Here is an 18,496-nt window from a genome sequence, read left to right as displayed (position 1 = left end):
CTGCTCGGCTGGATGGATGGATAGGGGCCGGACCATTATAGGTCAGCCATCCAGCGTGACCGCGCATCCGGCGCGGAGGGTGTTATGGACTTCGGCCACGGCATCGGTATGCGCGAGCAGCCTGGCGATATCCTCGGGCGGCGCGGGCGACTGCACGGTCGCGCGGTAGCGGATGTTGGTGGCGGCCAGGCCGACGCCGGGGAAATCCGCGCTCGCCTCGACCTGCACGCCGTCGAGCACGATGCCGAGCCCGCGCGCTTCGCGATACAGGTCGTTGCAATAGCAGGTGGCCAGCGCCAGCATCAGGAATTCGCCGCCGTTCACGGCCGAGCCGCCGCCCTGTTTGCCGGGCAGGTCCAGCACCTGCTGCGCGCTGTCGGTGGCGACGGCGGCGCGGTGCGCCGCGGGAGAGTTGTCGATCAGGGCGGTGATGCGCATGCGGTCCTCCTGTTGACGGGCTGGTGGATCAGCCGATGACGGTGACGACAACCTGGCGCCGGTGCGGCGCGCTGCGGTGCTCCCACAAATAAATGCCTTGCCAGGTGCCGAGCAGCAGGCGTCCGCCGCCGATGGGCACCGTCAGCGCGGTGTCGGTGAGCATGGTGCGCGCGTGCGCGGCCATGTCGTCCGGCCCCTCGGCGTCGTGGCGGTAGGCGCGGTCGCCGTCCGGGGCGAGGCGCGCGATGATGGTTTCCAGGTCGCGCCGCACGTCGGGATCGGCGTTCTCGGTGATGGTCAGCGAGCAGCTGGTGTGCTGGACGAAAACGTGCGCGATGCCGGTCTGCGCGCCCGACTGCCGGACGATCCCGGCCACGGCGTCGGTGATGTCCTGCGTGCCGCGTCCCGCCGTGGAAAACGTGAGCGTGGACTGGTGGGTCATGGCATGCTCCTCGCAAGAATGGTGTCAGCGCCGGACCGTGTCCATGCGCGGCAGCAGCACCGCCAGGACGCCCAGCAGGGGCAGGAAGGACGCGAAGCGGTAGACCTGCTCGATGCCGGCGCTGTCGGCGATCGCGCCCATGGCCGCGGCGCCGATGCCGCTGATGCCGAACATCAGGCCGAAGAACAGGCCGGCGATCATGCCCACCTTGTCCGGCACCAGTTCCTGCGCGAACACGACGATGGCCGAGAAGGCGGAGGACATGACCAGGCCGATGATCACCGACAGGACGGCGGTCCAGAACAGGTCCGCATACGGCAGCGCCAGTGCGAACGGCGCCGCGCCCAGGATCGAGAACCAGATCACGCGCTTGCGGCCGATGCGGTCGCCGATCGGGCCGCCCGCGAAGGTGCCGGCCGCGACCGCCGCGAGAAACAGGAACAGGTACATCTGCGCCGACTCGACCGTGACATGGAACTTCTCGATCAGAAAGAAGGTGTAGTAGCTCGATAGGCTGGACATGTAGATGTATTTCGAGAACACCAGCATGGCCAGCACCGCCAGCGCCCACAGCACGCGTCCGCGCGACATGCCGGGACCGGCATGGACGGCGATCTTGCGCGTGGCGCTGCGCAGGTGGCCCGCATACCAGCGGCTGACGAACACCAGCACGGCCACGGCCAGCAGCACGAGCAGTATCAGCCAGGCGATCTTGCCCTGCCCGCGCCCGATGATGATGGCGGCGGCCAGCAGCGGGCCGAAGGCGGAACCGAGATTGCCGCCCACCTGGAACAGCGACTGCGCAAAGCCGAAACGCCCTCCCGACGCCAGCCGCGCGACGCGCGAGGCCTCGGGATGGAAGGTCGAGGAGCCGACGCCGATCATGCCCGCCGCCAGCAGCAGCAAGCCATAGCTGCCCGCCGCGGCCAGCAGCGCGACGCCGCCCAGGGTCACGCACATGCCGAGCGGCAGCAGGAAAGGAATAGGCCGCTTGTCGGTGTACAGGCCGATCCACGGCTGCAGCAGCGATGCGGTGCACTGGAAGGTCAGCGTGATCAGGCCGATCTGCGTGAAGCTCAGGGCGAAATCTTCCTTGAGCAGCGGATAGATGGCGGGAAGCACGGCCTGCACGCAGTCGTTCAGCAAGTGCACGAAGGCGACGGAGAACAGGATCTGCATCACCGTGGCCGGGGGCGCGGACTGCGCCGCGGCGGATGCGGGGGGTGGCGTCGGCATGGCGAACATCAATTGAAAAACGCGGATTGAAATGCCTGGCCAGTGTACTACACTGGACTGCCGGGCCCGCTTCTCCCACGGCCGCGGTTCCGGTCCAGGGCGGAGGCTTGGTCCTTTGCGCTAGCTCAAGCGCCTTGCCGCCCCAGCCGCAACTTCCAGCCGCGGGAGCCACTCCACTACAAGGACGCAGGACATGCGCGGTGGTGGGCCAGGCAGTATCTCGGGGAGACAAGCATGGCTGATGATCGGGACAAACGCGGGTGCGGGTGCGACGATGGGGGCGGGCACGGTGGTGGAGATGGCGGGGACGGCGGGCGCCCTCCCGCGCCCCGTCCGGACAAGCCGGGCAAGCGCTTCGTGCGCCCGCTGCATACGCCACAGGCGATAGCGCGGCCGCAGATGTACGATCCACCCGAAGCGCTGAGCGAGATCACCATCGCGCCGCCGGGCCAGGTGCCGGTGCGCGCCGTGGTGCCCACGCGCGAGGTGTCGAAGGCCCTGGTCGAGCAGCTGCATGCGGGCTTGAAAGACCTTCCCCGGCTGGCCTTCGGCGCCGGCCAGGGCGCGGTCGACATCCGTCTCGAAGATCCCGAAGGCAGGCAGGTGAAGACCGGTTCCGTCCTGCTCGCGGGGCCGGACGGCAATATCCAGGTCCCGATCGATCCCGTCACCCGGCGCTTCCGCCGCGGTGGCCTGCCGGCCGGCGAGTACGAGCTCAGGGCGGCCTCGTCCGCCGACGGCCGCGGGGTCATGCGGCTGGCCGTACGCGAAGGCGACGTCACGCGCGCGGCCGCCCGGCTCGACGGCTCCGCGCTCAGGGGCAGCGCGACGGTCAGGTTCGCCGTGCGCGGAACGCGTGCGCGCGAGCTCCGGGTGCGCGGCACCGACCTGCGCACGGGGAAGCTCGTGGTCGACACCAAGGCCAAGGTCAGCAAGGGTTTCGTCGAGCTCGACCTGGTCCCGCACGGCGCCATCCATTGGGACCTGATCGCCGACGACGCCCGTTCCTGCTACGACAGCGACGTGAACGATGTCGCCGACCTGTTCGACGTGCTCGACATACCCGTGCTGGCGTTCGCCCCGGGGCCCATCGTCGACCCCGACCCGCCCGACTGGCGCTTCGACGGCCTGCCCCTGCCCTACGCGGGCGTGGCGCGCATCCTGCCCGAGATCGGCATCCACTCGCTCGAGGAGCTGGCCGCGGCCGAGCCCGAAGACCTGTTCCACCGCCTGCTCGCGCGCAACGAACGCGACGGGCGCAACGAGCGCGCCACCCAGGGCGAATCGGACAATGTCCAGCGGCGCCGGCCGATGCCGGTGCACAGCAGGATGGTCGGCGAGGCGGTCAACGCCGCGCGCACCATGCTCGGCGCCCGCCGCACCGCCGGCGAGGACCGCGCCGAAATCCGCCTGGCCCAGGGCGCCACCTATGCGCGCGATATCGCGCCGCGCTCCGCCGGCCAGGCCGAATTCATCGTCGATCTCGGTCCCGGCAAGCAGGGCGAACTGCTGATCCAGGGTCCCCAGGGCACCGAGCGCCGCAAGGTGAACGGCAGCGAGCGAATCACGCTCTCGGTACGGCCGGAGGATATCGCCGCCGGCACCCGGTTCCAGCTCAGCCTCACCAATCTCTCCGGCGGCGCCCTGACCGGCATCGTCCATACGCGGCTTCCCGCCGACCGGCTGGTGCCCGGCTTCCACCACCTGTTCCCGACGGTCAAGGAGCAGATCGAAAGCATCCTGCGCGGGCTGGCCACGCGCAACCCCGGGCTGGGCACCTCGGTGCCGGACGCCATCATGGCGCCCGAGAACATCGACATGTGGCTCGACCGCGCACGCAGCTTCATGACGGCCGCCGGCGTCTGCAGCATCAACGACCTGGGACGCTTCCGCCTCGACCCGATGCGCATCCTGCGCACCGGCGCCTACGTCGCGCCCGTGGTGCAGCCGCCCACCACTATTCCGCCGCTGAAGCACTACGCGTTCTCCGAGCTCCTGTCCAACACCGTCCTGTTCTACGAGCCCAACGACGTGCTGCACGACACCGCCGTCATCCTGGCCGGCGCCTGGGACATCCGCGGACAGCAGGTCATCATCGGCAAGGAAGTGCGTGAACTGGTGGTGATCGCCAACTCCATCCTGCACGACGGCGCCACCCGCATCTCGTGGGAACTGCCGGTGCTACCCGGCGCCAATGCCTACTGGCCCAATCCCGCGCCCAGCGGCGCCCACGGGACCTCGGCCGGCGCGGCCGGACAGGACGGCGCCGACGGCGACGCCTTCCCCCACCCGTCCAAGAACGGCGGGGCCGATGCGGTGTCCGCCGGGCCGACCGTCACCATGTACCTGCTCAACGCCACCGGCAACCTGCCGCGCATCGAACTGAACGGCCAGAAAGGCGGCGACGGCGGACGCGGCCAGGACGGCGGGCGCGGCGGCGACGGCGCCCAGGGCGAGCGCGCCGACGGCACCTTCTTCGGCGGCTGTTGCCGCGACGTCGGCTTCGGCGGCAAAGGCGGCGACGGCGGCGACGGCGGCCGCGGCGGCAAGGGCGGGCGTGGCGGCGCGGGCGGGCGCATCACGGTGCTCACCACCCCGTCCGGCATTGCCGTGATGGCGGCCGCCCCGCCTCCCATCGACGTCAAACCGGGCGAAGGCGGCGAAGGCGGAACCGAAGGCAATCCCGGCGGCGGCGGCATCGGTGGTCCGGCCGGGACCGCCGACTGCGAGACCTGGTGCGACGAGATGCCAGAGCGCCGTGGCGCCGACGGCGCCGGCGGCGCGGCCGGCTCGCGGGGCTTCAAGGGCGACGCCGGTCCGCCCATCCTGGAAGACGCCATCCAGATCCTGCCCATCACGCCCGAGCAATGGCTGCAGGCCTTCAACAACCCGCATATCCTCACCCTCGACGTCTACGACGCCGAGCCCGGGCAGTTGGTGATGATCACCGGCATGCATTTCGACCCGGCGATCGACCGCGTCTACTTCGACGGCGTCAACCTGGCGCCGGTCACCAGCAGCACGCAAGCCTCCTTCACCGTTCCGCTCGATGCCGAAGGCGGCTACCACCCGGTCGTGATCCGCCCGGCCGGCGTCACCGACCGGCGCAGCAACCGCGCGATGCTGCGCGTGCTGCCCAAGCTCGACGCCATCGCGCCCGGCACGCGCTTTGTCGAGAACCAGAACGTCACGCTCACCGGCCTGGCCTTCCGTCCCGGCCTGCAGGTGATTGCCGAAGACCGCTCGACCTCGCCCGCCACGCCCTTCAACCTGCCGGTCGTCGGAGTGACGCGCACCGCGATCAATGTCCAGATTCCCGGCGGTTTCCTGGGCGCCTTGCGCGGGGTGCGCCGGATCGTGGTGCAGAACCCGGACGGCGGGCGCAGCCGCGACGAACGGGTGGCGCGCATCAGCGACACCATCGTGGTGCGCTGCGCGGCCTTCCGCGTGGTCGGGGCCACGGCGGGTGTCGGCACCACGCGCTCGGCGGCGGAGATCACCAACCTGTTCGCCGAAGGCGCGGTGCATTCCGTCAACGTCCCCTGGGGCCAGGCGCGCATCGTGTTCCGGCTGGTGCAGCCGGTGGGCACCGTCACCACCACCGACACCAATGCCAACGTCTGGCCCGGCACCAGCACGGCCGTCGACCAGGCCCTGTTCACCGCCGCCCCCGGGGTGGCCGGGGTGCTCAACTTCTTCTTCGTGCGCGATGTCGACATCTCGACGGCCTACGCCTACTTCGGCGGCGGTCCCATCTTCATGGGCGACGAAGGCGGGCCGCTCGGGCCGGTGGACTGGCAGCAGGTGGCGGCGCACGAGATCGGCCACGCCCTCTGCCTGCGGCACCAGTGCGACGGCGCGGGCGAAGGCCCCGGCACCTTCTTCAACCGCGCCTGCGACGACGACGAAGACGACAACGCCTTCCTGATGTATCCCTTCTGGAACAGCTCGGACGGCATGGCGATCCATCCGGGCCAGGTCGACCCGGCGCGCATCGGCGCCAGCAACCTCGAGGACGGCAAGACCACGCCGCTGCCGACTACGGCAATATTCCAGACCGCCGTGCCCACCGCCGTCGCACAGTGCCTGGCGGCCGACCTGCAAAACTGAGGAGTAGCAGCCATGCCTACCGAAAACGAAGTACGCGTGCTGAAGATCCTGAGCGCCATCGAGATCCCGCCCACGGCGGGCCAGACCATCCAGACCTGGGGCAACGAAGCGGTGACCGTCGTGTGCGAAGCGGCGCTTGGCACCTACCCAGGCCTGCGTCCCAAGGTGCGCAACAATGCCGTCGCGCTGCTGGGGTGGATGGACCATCCGCAGGCCCAGGAAACCGTGCCCCTGCTGCTGAACGACACGAACAGCGACGTGGCGATCCGCGCGATGCGCGCGGCCGGACGGCAGAAGAACGAAACGGGGATCGAGAAACTGGCCGGGATGCTGAAGCAGCAAGGCACCCAGCCGCTGCTGGCGGCCGAAGCCGTGAGCGCCCTGCTGGCCATCGGCACCCCGGAAGCGGCGGCCACGGTCGCTTCCTACCGCGCGGCCAATCCCGCCGACCTGCCCCATCGCGGCAGCCGGGCGGTAATCGGTGTGCTGTCCGAAACGCGGCCGCCGGGCTCCCCGCCCTGAATGCGCCGCTTCAGCGGGCGAAAGGCTCCGCCGCGCCACGCAGGGCGATGCGCCAGAACAGCCAGACCACCGCCGCCGCATACAGGAGGGGCACCAGGAGCCACAGCAAGGCAGCCAGGAAGTTCATGACCGCATAAAAAGGCGAGGCCAGGGCGTTCATCAGGGTGACGAAGCCGGCAACCAGGACGTAGGCGGCAAGCCCGATATTGGCCGTCAGCACGGTAACGCGCTTCAGCGCCCCCAAGCCGCGCGTGCGGGCATACAGGTAAGCCGGCAGGCCGATCACGATGGCCGCGATGTAGGCAAGGAAGGCCAGCATGAAGGCCAGGCCGGCCAGCTCGCTGCCCAGCATGCCCGCGACCACGCCGGCCAGCAAACCGGGTGCGCCGGGGGCAAGCAGGAAACCAAGTAGTACACGGGATCGGGACATCGTCGTTTTGCACTAATGGAGGCGCGACGATTATAGCCGGGCAGGCGCAATAGTCTTCCCGGGCACGCTATCCGGGCGGCAAGGGGATGTCCGCCCGGTCAAGCCATCCGACAGGCGGGTGTCCCCGCCCTGCCGGTCAGTCGAATTTGCTGAAGTCCGGCTTGCGCTTCTCGAAGAAGGCAGTAAAGGCTTCGCGGGCTTCCGGCGCCAGCAGCATGGCGGCGAAGCGTTCGTTCTCGGCAGCGATGGCGGCGTTGATCGATTCCGTGCGCGGACGCTTCATCAGCGCCTTGGTGGTGCGGATCGAGGCGGCCGGCAGGGCCACCAGCTTGGCGGCCTGCTGCTCGGCGAAGGCGCGCAGTTCGGCGGCCGGCAGCACGCGCGAGACCAGGCCCATCTCCAGCGCTTCCTGGGCGCCGAAGGCTTCGCCCAGCAGCAGCTTCTCGGCCGCGCGCGGATAGCCGGCCAGCTGGGTCAGCAGCAGCGAGGAGGCGAATTCCGGGCACAGGCCCAGCTGCGAGAACGGCATCGAGAACTTGGCGTTGTCGGCCGCGTACACCAGGTCGCAGTGCATCAGCAGGGTGGTGCCGATACCGATCGCGGCGCCGGCGACGGCGGCCACCACCGGCTTGGTCGAGCCGGACAGCGCGCGCATGAACTGGAACACCGGGCGGCTTTCGGCCGGCACGCCGGGGATCGGGGCCGAGTTCTTCATGAAGTCGTCCAGGTCGTTACCGGCGGTGAAGATTTCCGGCTTGCCGGCGATGAGGATGGCGCGCACCGCGGTGTCGCCCTCGGCCTCGACCAGGGCGTCGGCCATGGCCTGGTACATTGCGCCGGTGATGGCGTTCTTGCGTTCCAGGCGGTTGAATTCGATGGTCAAGAGGCCGTCGGCCTTGTTGATCAGCATGTCCATGTTTTCAGGGTCTCCGAAGATTTCGATTGTTCTTGAGCTGGATGAACGCGTGGGCGGGATACCCGCCCACCCTACCGATGATTTGTAGGGTGGGCGGGTATCCCGCCCACGCGGTGATAGCTGACGGCCGCATCAACGCACACGCCGATGCGGCCACTATCTGGAAATTAAACGCGCTCGATGATACCAGCCGCGCCCATGCCGGCGCCGACGCACATCGTCACCATGCCGTACTTCAGGTTGTTGCGGCGCAGTGCGTGCACGACGGTCGCGGCGCGGATCGCGCCGGTCGCGCCCAGCGGGTGGCCCAGGGCGATCGCGCCGCCCATCGGGTTGACCTTGCTGGTGTCCAGGTTCAGGTCGCGGATCACGGCCAGCGCCTGGGCGGCGAAGGCTTCGTTCAGCTCGATCCAGTCCAGCTGGTCCTGGGTGATGCCGGCGGCGGCCAGCGCTGCGGGAATCGCGACCTTCGGACCGATGCCCATGATCTCCGGCGGCACGCCGCGCACGGCGAACGAGGAGAACTTGGCCAGCGGGGTCAGGTTGTGTTCCTTCAGAATCTTTTCGCTGACGACGATCAGCGCACCGGCGCCGTCCGACATCTGCGACGAGGTCGCGGCGGTAACCGAACCCTTGGCCGCGAACACGGGCTTGAGCTTGGCCATGCCTTCCGGGCTGGCGTCGGCGCGCGGGCCTTCGTCCAGGTCCACGGTGCGGCGCTTGACCTTGATCTCGCCGGTGGCCAGGTCAGGGGTGCGGGTCACGATCTCGACCGGGGTGATCTCGTCCTTGAACAGGCCGGCCTGCTGGGCGGCGATGGCGCGGCGGTGCGATTCCAGGCCGAAGGCGTCCTGGTCTTCGCGCGACACCTTCCACTGCTCGGCCACCTTCTCGGCGGTCAGGCCCATGCCGTAGGCCAGGCCCACGTTCTCGTCCTTGAAGGTCTCCATATTGATCGACGGGTGGTGGCCCATCATCGGGACCATCGACATCGATTCGACGCCGCCGGCGATCATCACGTCGGCTTCGCCCACGCGGATGCGGTCGGCCGCCATGGCCAGGGCGGTGATGCCCGAAGCGCAGTAGCGGTTGACGGTCACGCCGCCGACAGTGTTCGGCAGGCCTGCCAGCACCACGGCGTTACGCGCCACGTTGAAGCCCTGCTCCGCTTCCGGGAACGAGCAGCCGACGATGGCGTCGACGATCAGGGCCGGGTCCAGGTTCGGCACGGCGGCCATGGCGCCGCGGATCGCGTGCACCAGCAGGTCGTCCGGGCGGGTCTTGTTGAAGAAGCCGCGGGGCGCCTTGCCGATCGGGGTGCGGGTCGCTGCGACGATGTATGCGTCTTGAAGTTGTTTGCTCATGATTGGTCGTCCTGTTTGTCCGCGGCTTAGTTACGAACCGGTTTGCCGGTCTGCATCATGCCCATGATGCGTTCCTGGGTTTTCGGGTTGCCCAGCAGCTCGATGAAGGCCTTGCGTTCCATGTCGAGCAGCCACTGCTCGGACACCACGCTGCCTTGGTCGATGTCGCCGCCGCTCACGATCTCGGCGATCATGTCGCCCAGCTTGAAGTCGTGGGCCGAGATGAAGCCGCCGTCGCGCATGTTGACCAGCTGGCCGCGGATCGTCGCCCAGCCGTAGCGGCCGGTCACGGTGACCGGGCGGCGCGCCGGGGCGCGGTAGCCGGCGTCGAACATCGAGCGCGCGGTGACTTTCGCCACGTGCAGCAGTTCGTAGGGGTTGAAGACGATGACGTCGTCTTCCTTCAGGTAGCCCATGGCCTTCGCTTCCAGGGCCGACTTCGACACCTGCGCGGTGGCCGCGTTGGTGAAGCCGGTTTTCAGGAATTGCAGGATGTCGTTGCCCTTGGCTTCGGTGAAGGCGCGCACTGCCGCTTCCTTCAGGCCGCCGCCGGCCGGGACCAGGCCCACGCCCACTTCGACCAGGCCGATGTAGGACTCGATCGAGGCCACGCGCTTCGACGCGTGCAGCATCATCTCGCAGCCGCCGCCCAGCGCCAGGCCCGCGACAGCGGCGACCACCGGGATGTTCGAGTACTTCATCTGCATGAAGACGTTCTGCAGGTCGCGGACCATCGGGTCCATCGCCTTGGCGCCGCCCATCATGAAGGCCGGCATGGCCGACTGCAGGTCGGCGCCGGCCGAGAAGGCGCCGCCTTCGGCCGCGTCGGTATTCCAGATCACCAGGCCCTTGTAGCCCTTCTCGGCTTCTTCCATGCCGCGCTGCAGGCCTTTTACCACGCCTTCGCCGATGACGTGCATCTTGGTCTTGAGCGAGATGACCAGCACCTCGTCGCCCGCGTGCCACAGGCGCACCGAGTCGTCCTCGAACACGGTGGTACCGAAGGTCTTCGGATCGACGGTGGTCGAGCCCAGGACCGGAGCGCGGAACTGCTGGCGCTGGTACACCGGCAGGTCGGACACCGGGACATAGGCGTTCTTCGAGGCCGAGTACGAACCCTCGGCGGTGTGCACGCCCTTCTCGGCGACCTGGCCTTCGAAGACCCATGCGGGCAGCGGTGCGTCGGTCAGGGCCTTGCCGGACTCGATGTCTTCCTTGACCCACTGTGCGATCTGGGTCCAGCCGGCCGATTGCCAGGTCTCGAACGGACCGACGCTCCAGCCGAAGCCCCAGCGCATCGCGAAGTCGATGTCGCGCGCATTGTCGGCGATGCTGTCGAGGTGGATGGCGATGTAGTGGAAGGCGTCGCGGAAGATCGCCCACAGGAACTGCGCCTGCGGGTTGGTCGATTCGCGCATGGCCTTGAATTTCTTGACCGGGTCCTTTTCCTTCAGGATGCGGGCGACGATGTCGGCGGCCTTGGCGCCGCCGGCCACGTATTCGCCGGTGGCGAAGTCCAGGCGCTGGATTTCCTTGCCGACCTTCTTGTAGAAGCCGCCGCCGCTCTTCTGGCCCAGGGCGCCCTTCTCGATCAGCTTCGCCAGCACGGCCGGGGTCTTGTAGACGCTGAAGAACGGATCGTCCTGCAGGTTGTCCTGCATGGTCTTGATCACGTGGCCCATGGTGTCCAGGCCCACGACGTCGGCGGTGCGGAAGGTGCCGGACTTGGCGCGGCCCAGCTTGGCGCCGGTCAGGTCGTCGACCACGTCCACGGAGAGGCCGAACTTCTCGGCTTCATGGATGGTGGCCAGCATGCCGAAGATGCCGACGCGGTTGGCGATGAAGTTCGGGGTGTCTTTTGCACGCACCACGCCCTTGCCCAGGGTCGAGGTCAGGAAGGTCTCGAGCTGGTCGAGGATTTCCGGGCGGGTCGCCGCGGTCGGGATCAGTTCCACCAGGTGCATGTAGCGCGGCGGGTTGAAGAAGTGCACGCCGCAGAAGCGCGCCTTCAGCTCGTCGCCGAAGCCTTCGGCCAGCTTGTTGATCGACAGGCCCGAGGTGTTCGAGGCGAAGATGGCGTTCGCGCCGATGTGCGGAGCGACCTTCTTGTACAGGTCGTGCTTCCAGTCCATGCGCTCGGCGATGGCTTCGATGATCAGGTCGCAGCCCGCCAGCACGTCGAGGTTGTCCTCGTAGTTGGCGACTTCGATCAGGGCCGCGTCATCCTTGTTGCCCAGCGGGGCCGGCGACAGCTTCTTGAGGTTGTCGATGGCGCGCAGGACGATGCCGTTCTTCGGGCCTTCTTTTGCAGGCAGGTCGAACAGCACGACCGGGACCTTGGCGTTCACGCAGTGCGCAGCGATCTGCGCGCCCATCACGCCGGCGCCCAGCACGGCGACTTTCTTGACGATGAAATTGGACATTCTTGAATCCTTTGATTTACCCGCTGCGTTTGACCCGTCTTCCCCGTGCAGGCGGGGATCCAAGTTCAGCGCTGTGGCAGCGCATGCAAACTTGGACCCCCGCCTTCGCGGGGGCGACGGGTTGGAGCCGCGGGTCGGTTAAGTTGCTACGTGACGGGTTTAGAACAGGTCTGCGTCCATTGCCAGCAGATTCGCCGAACCCGAACGCGCCTGGCGGATCAGCATCGCGGTTTCCGGATACAGGCGGGCGAAGTAGAAGCGCGCGGTGTGCAGCTTGGCTTCGTAGAACTTGTCGCCCGAATCCTTCTTGGCCAGCGCGATCTTCGCCATCTGGGCGAAGAAGTAGCTGAACACCAGGTGGCCCACGACGCGCAGGTAAGGCACGGCGGCGGCGCCCACTTCGTCCGGGTTCTGGAAGGCCTTCATGCCGATTTCCATGGTCAGCTTCTGGACCTTGTCGCCCAGTTCGCCCAGCGGGGTGATGAACTCGGACAGCGATTCGTCCAGGCCGTTCTCTTCCACGAAGGCCTTGATCTTCTCGCCGAACTTGCGCAGCTTGGCGCCGTTGTCCATCAGGATCTTACGGCCCAGCAGGTCGAGCGACTGCACGGTGTTGGTGCCTTCGTAGATCATGTTGATGCGGGCGTCGCGCACGTACTGCTCCATGCCCCACTCGCTGATGTAGCCGTGGCCGCCGTAGACCTGCATCGCTTCCGAGGTGGCGATCCAGCCGTTGTCGGTGATGAAGGCCTTGATGACCGGGGTCAGCAGCGCGACTTCATCGGCGGCTTCCTTGCGCACGTCTTCGTCAGGGTGGTTCAGTTCGCGGTCGATCTGCAGCGCCATGTAGGACGAGAAGGCGCGCGCGCCTTCGGCGTAGGCCTTGGCGGTCAGCAGCATGCGGCGCACGTCCGGATGCACGATGATCGGGTCGGCCGGCTTGTCCGGAGCCTTCGGGCCCGACAGGCTGCGCATCTGGATGCGGTCCTTGGCGTAGGCCAGGGCATTCTGGTAGGCGACTTCGGTCAGGCCCAGCGACTGCATGCCGACGCCCAGGCGGGCGGCGTTCATGAACACGAACATCGCCTGCAGGCCCTTGTGCGGCTGGCCGATCAGGGTGCCGACCGCGCCGTCCAGGTTCATCTGGCAGGTCGAGTTGCCGTGGATGCCCATCTTTTCTTCGATCGCGCCGCAGAAGATGCCGTTGCGCGCGCCCAGCGAGCCGTCGGCGTTCGGCAGGAACTTCGGCACTAGGAACAGCGAGATGCCCTTCGAGCCTTCCGGTGCGTCCGGCAGGCGCGCCAGCACCAGGTGGACGATGTTTTCCGACACGTCATGTTCGCCGGCCGAGATGAAGATCTTGGAGCCGGTGATCTTGTAGGTGTTGTCGCCCTGCGGCTCGGCCTTGGTGCGCAGCAGGCCCAGGTCGGTGCCGCAGTGGGCTTCGGTCAGGCACATGGTGCCGGTCCACTCGCCCGAGACCAGCTTCGGCAGGTAGAACTTCTTCTGCTCGTCGGTGCCGTGCTCCTTCAGGCACTCGTAGGCGCCGTGCGACAGGCCCGGGTACATGGTCCAGGCCTGGTTGGCCGAGTTCAGCATCTCGTAGAACGAGTTGTTCAGGGTGACCGGCAGGCCCTGGCCGCCGTATTCCGGATCGCAGGCCAGCGCCGCCCAGCCGCCTTCGACGTACTGCTTGTACGCTTCCTTGAAGCCCTTCGGGGTGGTCACGGTCTTGGTGGCCGCGTCGTAGTGGCAGCCTTCGCGGTCGCCGGAATGGTTCAGCGGGAACAGCACTTCCTGCGTGAATTTCGCGCCTTCTTCCAGCACCTGGTTGATGATGTCGGCATCGATCTCCTGGTAGGCGGGAAGGTTCTTGAATTCGTCGGTGACGTTGAGGAATTCGTGCAGAACGAACTGCATATCCCGAATTGGCGCGACGTACTGACCCATGGTTTTCTCCTGACGAAGGTAAAGATGTTGGACGGGCGGCGGATTACGCCGCCTGGATGCCTGGTTGTTGGTTGGGATTGCGGTAATTTTCGATCAGCCGGTCGAAGCCCGCCTTGGCGCGTTCGACGGCGCCGGGCGCACGCAGGAAGCGGGCGTCGTGGTGCAGGGCCAGAATCATGCCGTACATCTCGTACACCAGCTGCTCGGCGTCGGTGTCGGCGCGCAGGTGGCCGACCTCGATGGATTGCCGCACGCAGCGCAGCAGCGCGTTCTGCCAGGCCATCACCATCGACACCAGCTCGTCGCGGATCGGGCCCGGACGGTCGTCGTACTCGACGGCGCCGCTGATATAGATGCAGCCCGAGGCGATTTCCACCGACACCCGCTTGATCCAGCGCGAGAACATGGCCACCAGGCGCGGCAGGCCGCGCGGCTCCTTGATACTCGGGTAAAAGACTTCCTGCTCGAAGCGGTGGTGGTAGAGCTTCACCACTTCCAGCTGCAGGTCTTCGCGCGAACCGAAGTGGGCGAACACGCCGGATTTGCTCATGCTCATCCGGTCGGCCAGCAGGCCGATGGTCAGGCCTTCGAGGCCGTTGCGGCTGGCGAGCTCGAGCGCCACGTCCAGGATCGCTGCCCGTGTCTGCTCGCCCTTGCGCATGAATTTGGATGAAGTACTGATAGTGGCCTCTGCATCGAAAAAAATCCGAACGCTCGTACTATTATCTATCAGACGAGGAATGTCAAACGGGAACTTAGAGGCGAAATTCTATTGATGCAAAACAACTGCCGGCGCTTTAGTACACGCCGTTGAGGCTGGGCTGCCGGCCGGACGGGGTCAGGGGCAGTGGAGTGTTATTTTAGGGATAAAGATAACGCTTTTTTGGGGGTTTGGGTGGGGGAATTAGCACGTATGTGCGGGCAGGCGTTATCCCCTTGCACCACCGACCTTCAATCCGTCATCCCGGCGCAGGCCGGGATGACGGTCTTCGGGCCTGTGGGAATAAAAAGTCGAGCGGCAACTTAATGACCGTCCCCACCCGCCTTCACCAGCGCCCTGCGATCCCGCTTGGTCGGCCTGCCCTTGATATCCAGGCTCGGCTCCGGATACAGCCTGCGCGCCTCCTTGTCGTTTTCGCGCCGCGCGATGCTCTCGTCGGTCTCGAAGTACAGGGTGCGCGCCACCGGCGCCGGTCCGCGCGAGCCCGAGATCGCGGCCACAATCACTTCCCAGCGGTCCGAGCCGTTGTCGACCAGGATCTTGTCGTTCACCTTCACCGCGCGCGAGGGCTTGACCGGCTCGCCGCCGATGCGCACCCGGCCGCGGTCGATGGCGTCGGTGGCCATCGAGCGCGTCTTGAAGAAGCGCGCCGCCCACAGCCATTTGTCGAGTCGTACGTTGTTGTCTTCCATCATTCTTTCCGTTCATTCATGCATAGCCGATCGCGAAGACCCGCATCGCCAGTTTATACAGCATATAGGCGAATCCGTAGCTGGCACGCCGGAACCAGCCGATGTGCGCGAACTCCTCGGGGCAGACCGGCGTACCGTCGGCGATGCCGCGCTCGATGTGCTCGCGCATGGCGGCGGCGAACACCGGGTCGCTCACCACCACGTTGGCTTCCTGGTTGAGGAAGAGGGAGAGCCCGTCGCAATTGCTCGACCCGACCGTGGCCCAGTCGTCGTCCACCACCGCCACCTTGGCGTGCAGCTGGGTCTTGCGGTACTCGACCACCCGGATGCCGTCCGCCAGCAGCTTGGGGTAGAAGGAGTGCGCCACCGCGTCCTGGATCTGGAACTCCCCTACCCCGATCAGGAGCGTCACCTGGACCCCGCGCTGGGCCGCATGGGCCAGGGCCTTGCGGAACTTGCGTCCCGGAGCGAAGTAAGGCGTGGCCAGCAGCACGCTGCGGCGCGCGCGGCCCAGGGCTTGCAGGTAGGCGCGCTGGATGGTGCTGCGGTTGCGCAGGTTGTCGCGCACCACGAAGGCGGCGCGCGCCGGCCGCTCGCAGGATTGCGGCGGCTGCTTGCGCATCTCGCGGAACAGGTCGATGCGGTTCTTGAGCTTGAGGTGCCCCACGCGCATCCACTGGGCCTGGGCCTCGCGGTGGATCTGGGCCACCAGCGGCCCGCGCACGCGCACCGAGAAATCCCAGCGCGGCGCCGGCAGGCGCTTGCCCTTGAGGTGGTCGCAGATCCAGTCGTCGTTGACGTTGATGCCGCCCACGAAAGCGGTCTCGCGGTCGACCACCACGATCTTGCGGTGCGAGCGCGCGATGCCGCGCCGGCACCAGGGATTGAACACGCGGTACTGCACCCCGGCGTCCGCGAACAGGGCGCCCAGGCGCGAGGCGGGACGGTGCTCGGTGCCGATCCAGTCGACCAGCACCCTCACCTTCACCCCACGCAGCGCGGCGCGGATCAGGGCGTTGCGCACGGCGCGGCCGGTGTCGTCCTCGGCGAAGATATAGGTTTCGAACAGGATGTCGCTGCGGGCGGCGTCGAGCGCCTCGATCAGCGCCGGGAAATAAGCGGTGCCGCTTTCGAGCAGGGTGACGTCGTTGTTGTCTACATAGGTAAGGGAACGCATGGCCCTGCTAAGCGAGCTGGAGTTCCGCCACGATCGGCGCGTGGTCGGACAGCTTGGCCCACAGCGGGCCGTGCATCACCTGCGCGTTGTCGACCGCGAAGCCGCGCACGTAGATCCGGTCGAGCCGGAACCAGGGCAGCGCGGCCGGGAAGGTGCGCGCCGGCGCCAGGCGCGGCTGGCGGCCGGCCCAGCTGCGCACCATGTCGCCCAGCGGCGAGCGCGGGCCGAGCTCGTCGAACACCTCGGCCACCCCGAGCGCGTTGCGCAGGCGGTCGCTGAGCGTATTGCGCCAGTCGTTGAAGTCGCCGGCGATGATCACCGGGCCGCCTTCCGACGAGGCATTCACGGCCTCGATCAGCGCGGCCGTCTGGCGCCCGCGGCTGCCTTCGAACAGGCCCAGGTGCACCACATAGCAGTGCACCTTGCCGGCCGGGGTCTCCAGCACGCAATGCAGGATGCCGCGCTGCTCGTAGGCGTGATCGGACACGTCGTGGTTATGCGAATTCTCGATCGGGAAAGCCGAGAGCAGCGCGTTGCCGTGGTGGCCGTGGTCGTACACGGCGTTCATCCCGTAGGCGCTGTGATGCGCCTCGCCCTTGAAGAACTCGTACTGGGCGGTTTCAGGCCAGTGGCGGTGGCCGCGGTCTTCCTTGCCGAAGCGTGCCTGGTACCGGTCGTGCCGGCCCTGCACCTCCTGCAGGAAGACGATATCGGCGTGGAATTCGGCGATCGCCTTCTTGAGCGCGATCACGCGGGGGGTGGCGCGCAGGGATGTCACGCCTTTATGAATATTGTAGGTGGCTACACGAATTTTCATGGGAACATTCTACCCGGATCGGAAGCGGGTTTTCCGGAACCAGGCCCAATCGTGCAGCGGTCCTGTCGGCGCGCGGATACCGCGCCGGCAGGCTCTTTCAGGGCTCAACCAAAGGCGAGTGCCTGCTCCACGAGCGCTTCGTGGCCGGTCACCATCATCCTGCGCTTGGGAATGCGTTTAGCAGCGGAGATCTCATCCGCGGAAAGCAGCGGACCCATCAGGCGCAGGCCACACAGCAGGTCGACATAGATGCAGCCGTCGCCGGTGCTGATTTCCTTCACCTTTTCCTCGCACTCGAGTTTGAAGTTGTCCATTGTTCCTCCTAGTTCTTTCGACAAGAGATTTGTAACGAATTGTCACCTTTCGGCGAGGAGTTGACGATATTCTACCGGTTTGGGTATGTCAAACGATTAATCTATGGTGCATATCCAAAAACAACAAATTTCCTTTGGTCACTAAAACGCCCAAAACCGGTGCTTTTGATGCGCGCCTAGAGTGAAAAATGTGATTTTTAGCGGGTCAAAAGTGCGCCATATGGGCGTGAACGCACAGAAGAAAAAAATTTAGCGAACCAGCGTTCTTTTATCGAAAACTTTCGTTTCCGATTGGGAAGTCAGCAGCTTACGTTGACAGAATGATTAGAAATAGCCCACTGCATGGGGGCAATTTGTGACAAAAGGTTATTGCGCGATGTAATGGGGCAATGTCAGGATCGCTTCCGCGTTGGAAGACGAGAAACATTTGTCGGCGGCCTCCAGATGAGGCAGCCAGGCGTAGCGCAGGTGTTCGCGCGGACTCAAGGTCACCGCGATGTCGCGCGGAACGCAGACCGAAAACACGTGCTCGGTGTTATGGGTGACGCCGGGCGCATAGCGGTGCCGCCAGACGGGGTAGATCTCGTAGACGTTGGACAGCTGCCAGTCGACCAGGCGGATGGCCTCGCCGTCGGCCACGATGCCGGTTTCCTCGAACAGCTCGCGCGCGGCGGTGGCCGCCAGCGGCTCATCAAGCGTGTCGAGCGAGCCCGTCACCGATTGCCAGAAACCGGGACGGTCGGCGCGTTCGAGCAGCAGCACGTCCATGGCGGACGTGTGGATGACGATCAGGACCGATTCGGGGATCTTGTGGGGTTTCATCCGTGATAACGGCCGGGCACGCGGCCCGGCCGTGCAAACGCGGGTTGGACGCGTGGGGGGCGGCCGCCGCCCCCCCCCCCCCCCCCCCCCCCCCCCCGGGGGCCCCCCCCCCCCCCCCCCCC

At 66.7% G+C, this 18,496-nt stretch carries 16 protein-coding genes; 2 read left to right on the top strand and 14 right to left on the bottom strand.

Going from position 1 to position 18,496, the window contains the following annotated elements:
* Positions 1-42: 42 nt before the first annotated feature.
* The 3 genes from KBW98_RS16675 to KBW98_RS16665 are packed head-to-tail and all read right to left on the bottom strand — an operon-like array spanning position 43 to position 2,116.
* Entirely contained in the window at positions 43-438 is a 396-nt protein-coding gene (locus KBW98_RS16675; RefSeq protein WP_211521280.1) for an OsmC family protein, read from the bottom strand.
* Positions 439-466: 28 nt separating this feature from the next.
* Entirely contained in the window at positions 467-880 is a 414-nt protein-coding gene (locus KBW98_RS16670; protein WP_211521279.1) for a secondary thiamine-phosphate synthase enzyme YjbQ, read from the bottom strand.
* A gap of 24 nt (positions 881-904) precedes the next feature.
* Positions 905-2,116: an MFS transporter gene (locus tag KBW98_RS16665; protein ID WP_373888964.1), complete on the bottom strand. Its 1,212-nt coding sequence runs from the start codon at positions 2,114-2,116 to the stop codon at positions 905-907.
* Positions 2,117-2,515: 399 nt separating this feature from the next.
* Between KBW98_RS16665 and KBW98_RS16660 the strand changes: the two genes are divergently transcribed.
* Both KBW98_RS16660 and KBW98_RS16655 read left to right on the top strand, forming a co-directional pair.
* Positions 2,516-6,226, top strand: a complete 3,711-nt coding sequence (locus KBW98_RS16660; RefSeq protein WP_211521278.1) for a hypothetical protein — start codon at positions 2,516-2,518, stop codon at positions 6,224-6,226.
* A 12-nt stretch (positions 6,227-6,238) separates the two neighbouring features.
* On the top strand, positions 6,239-6,748 hold the full coding sequence (locus KBW98_RS16655) for a HEAT repeat domain-containing protein (RefSeq protein WP_211521277.1): 510 nt from the start codon (positions 6,239-6,241) through the stop codon (positions 6,746-6,748).
* Between the two features lie 10 nt (positions 6,749-6,758).
* Here KBW98_RS16655 and KBW98_RS16650 read toward each other — a convergent pair whose 3' ends face one another.
* From KBW98_RS16650 to nudB, 11 genes are all read right to left on the bottom strand, one after another.
* Positions 6,759-7,178 carry a hypothetical protein gene (locus tag KBW98_RS16650; RefSeq protein ID WP_211521276.1) on the bottom strand — a complete coding sequence of 140 codons (420 nt, stop codon included), beginning with the start codon at positions 7,176-7,178 and terminating at the stop codon, positions 6,759-6,761.
* 136 nt (positions 7,179-7,314) lie between these two features.
* The gene (locus KBW98_RS16645; RefSeq protein ID WP_211521275.1) at positions 7,315-8,094 is read right to left on the bottom strand and encodes an enoyl-CoA hydratase; all 780 of its coding nucleotides are present in this window, start codon (positions 8,092-8,094) and stop codon (positions 7,315-7,317) included.
* Between the two features lie 167 nt (positions 8,095-8,261).
* A complete protein-coding gene (locus tag KBW98_RS16640; protein ID WP_211521274.1) occupies positions 8,262-9,458 on the bottom strand; it encodes an acetyl-CoA C-acyltransferase in 1,197 nt (398 codons plus the stop codon).
* Positions 9,459-9,484: 26 nt separating this feature from the next.
* Positions 9,485-11,881 (bottom strand): 3-hydroxyacyl-CoA dehydrogenase/enoyl-CoA hydratase family protein, encoded by a 2,397-nt coding sequence (locus KBW98_RS16635; protein ID WP_211521273.1) that lies wholly within the window; start codon positions 11,879-11,881, stop codon positions 9,485-9,487.
* 159 nt (positions 11,882-12,040) lie between these two features.
* On the bottom strand, positions 12,041-13,831 hold the full coding sequence (locus KBW98_RS16630) for an acyl-CoA dehydrogenase C-terminal domain-containing protein (RefSeq protein WP_211521272.1): 1,791 nt from the start codon (positions 13,829-13,831) through the stop codon (positions 12,041-12,043).
* A 43-nt stretch (positions 13,832-13,874) separates the two neighbouring features.
* Positions 13,875-14,492, bottom strand: a complete 618-nt coding sequence (locus KBW98_RS16625) for a TetR/AcrR family transcriptional regulator (protein ID WP_211521271.1) — start codon at positions 14,490-14,492, stop codon at positions 13,875-13,877.
* Positions 14,493-14,854: 362 nt separating this feature from the next.
* Positions 14,855-15,247, bottom strand: coding sequence for an RNA-binding S4 domain-containing protein (locus KBW98_RS16620; RefSeq protein WP_373888963.1), 393 nt, complete (start codon positions 15,245-15,247; stop codon positions 14,855-14,857).
* 13 nt (positions 15,248-15,260) lie between these two features.
* Complete coding sequence (clsB, locus tag KBW98_RS16615) at positions 15,261-16,421, bottom strand: cardiolipin synthase ClsB (protein ID WP_211521270.1); 1,161 nt, start codon at positions 16,419-16,421, stop codon at positions 15,261-15,263.
* A 7-nt stretch (positions 16,422-16,428) separates the two neighbouring features.
* Positions 16,429-17,238 (bottom strand): endonuclease/exonuclease/phosphatase family protein, encoded by an 810-nt coding sequence (locus KBW98_RS16610; protein ID WP_211521269.1) that lies wholly within the window; start codon positions 17,236-17,238, stop codon positions 16,429-16,431.
* A gap of 104 nt (positions 17,239-17,342) precedes the next feature.
* The gene (locus tag KBW98_RS16605) at positions 17,343-17,552 is read right to left on the bottom strand and encodes a hypothetical protein (protein WP_211521268.1); all 210 of its coding nucleotides are present in this window, start codon (positions 17,550-17,552) and stop codon (positions 17,343-17,345) included.
* A gap of 366 nt (positions 17,553-17,918) precedes the next feature.
* Complete coding sequence (nudB, locus tag KBW98_RS16600) at positions 17,919-18,374, bottom strand: dihydroneopterin triphosphate diphosphatase (protein WP_211521267.1); 456 nt, start codon at positions 18,372-18,374, stop codon at positions 17,919-17,921.
* Positions 18,375-18,496: the final 122 nt, after the last annotated feature.

Source organism: Massilia sp. ST3, from assembly GCF_018119405.1.
Lineage (GTDB): Bacteria > Pseudomonadota > Gammaproteobacteria > Burkholderiales > Burkholderiaceae_D > Telluria.
This window is presented reverse-complemented; position numbering and strand designations above follow the sequence as displayed.

What these genes read in the sequence shown, in the direction of transcription:
- KBW98_RS16645 (WP_211521275.1), bottom strand. Translation starts at nt 8,094, where the DNA reads ATGGACATGCTGATCAACAAGGCCGACGGCCTCTTGACCATCGAATTC.
- KBW98_RS16605 (WP_211521268.1), bottom strand. Translation starts at nt 17,552, where the DNA reads ATGGACAACTTCAAACTCGAGTGCGAGGAAAAGGTGAAGGAAATCAGC.
- KBW98_RS16665 (WP_373888964.1), bottom strand. Translation starts at nt 2,116, where the DNA reads ATGCCGACGCCACCCCCCGCATCCGCCGCGGCGCAGTCCGCGCCCCCG.
- KBW98_RS16640 (WP_211521274.1), bottom strand. Translation starts at nt 9,458, where the DNA reads ATGAGCAAACAACTTCAAGACGCATACATCGTCGCAGCGACCCGCACC.
- KBW98_RS16630 (WP_211521272.1), bottom strand. Translation starts at nt 13,831, where the DNA reads ATGGGTCAGTACGTCGCGCCAATTCGGGATATGCAGTTCGTTCTGCAC.
- KBW98_RS16655 (WP_211521277.1), top strand. Translation starts at nt 6,239, where the DNA reads ATGCCTACCGAAAACGAAGTACGCGTGCTGAAGATCCTGAGCGCCATC.
- KBW98_RS16625 (WP_211521271.1), bottom strand. Translation starts at nt 14,492, where the DNA reads ATGCGCAAGGGCGAGCAGACACGGGCAGCGATCCTGGACGTGGCGCTC.
- KBW98_RS16650 (WP_211521276.1), bottom strand. Translation starts at nt 7,178, where the DNA reads ATGTCCCGATCCCGTGTACTACTTGGTTTCCTGCTTGCCCCCGGCGCA.
- KBW98_RS16675 (WP_211521280.1), bottom strand. Translation starts at nt 438, where the DNA reads ATGCGCATCACCGCCCTGATCGACAACTCTCCCGCGGCGCACCGCGCC.
- KBW98_RS16610 (WP_211521269.1), bottom strand. Translation starts at nt 17,238, where the DNA reads ATGAAAATTCGTGTAGCCACCTACAATATTCATAAAGGCGTGACATCC.
- KBW98_RS16670 (WP_211521279.1), bottom strand. Translation starts at nt 880, where the DNA reads ATGACCCACCAGTCCACGCTCACGTTTTCCACGGCGGGACGCGGCACG.
- nudB (WP_211521267.1), bottom strand. Translation starts at nt 18,374, where the DNA reads ATGAAACCCCACAAGATCCCCGAATCGGTCCTGATCGTCATCCACACG.
- KBW98_RS16620 (WP_373888963.1), bottom strand. Translation starts at nt 15,247, where the DNA reads ATGATGGAAGACAACAACGTACGACTCGACAAATGGCTGTGGGCGGCG.
- KBW98_RS16660 (WP_211521278.1), top strand. Translation starts at nt 2,516, where the DNA reads ATGTACGATCCACCCGAAGCGCTGAGCGAGATCACCATCGCGCCGCCG.
- KBW98_RS16635 (WP_211521273.1), bottom strand. Translation starts at nt 11,881, where the DNA reads ATGTCCAATTTCATCGTCAAGAAAGTCGCCGTGCTGGGCGCCGGCGTG.
- clsB (WP_211521270.1), bottom strand. Translation starts at nt 16,421, where the DNA reads ATGCGTTCCCTTACCTATGTAGACAACAACGACGTCACCCTGCTCGAA.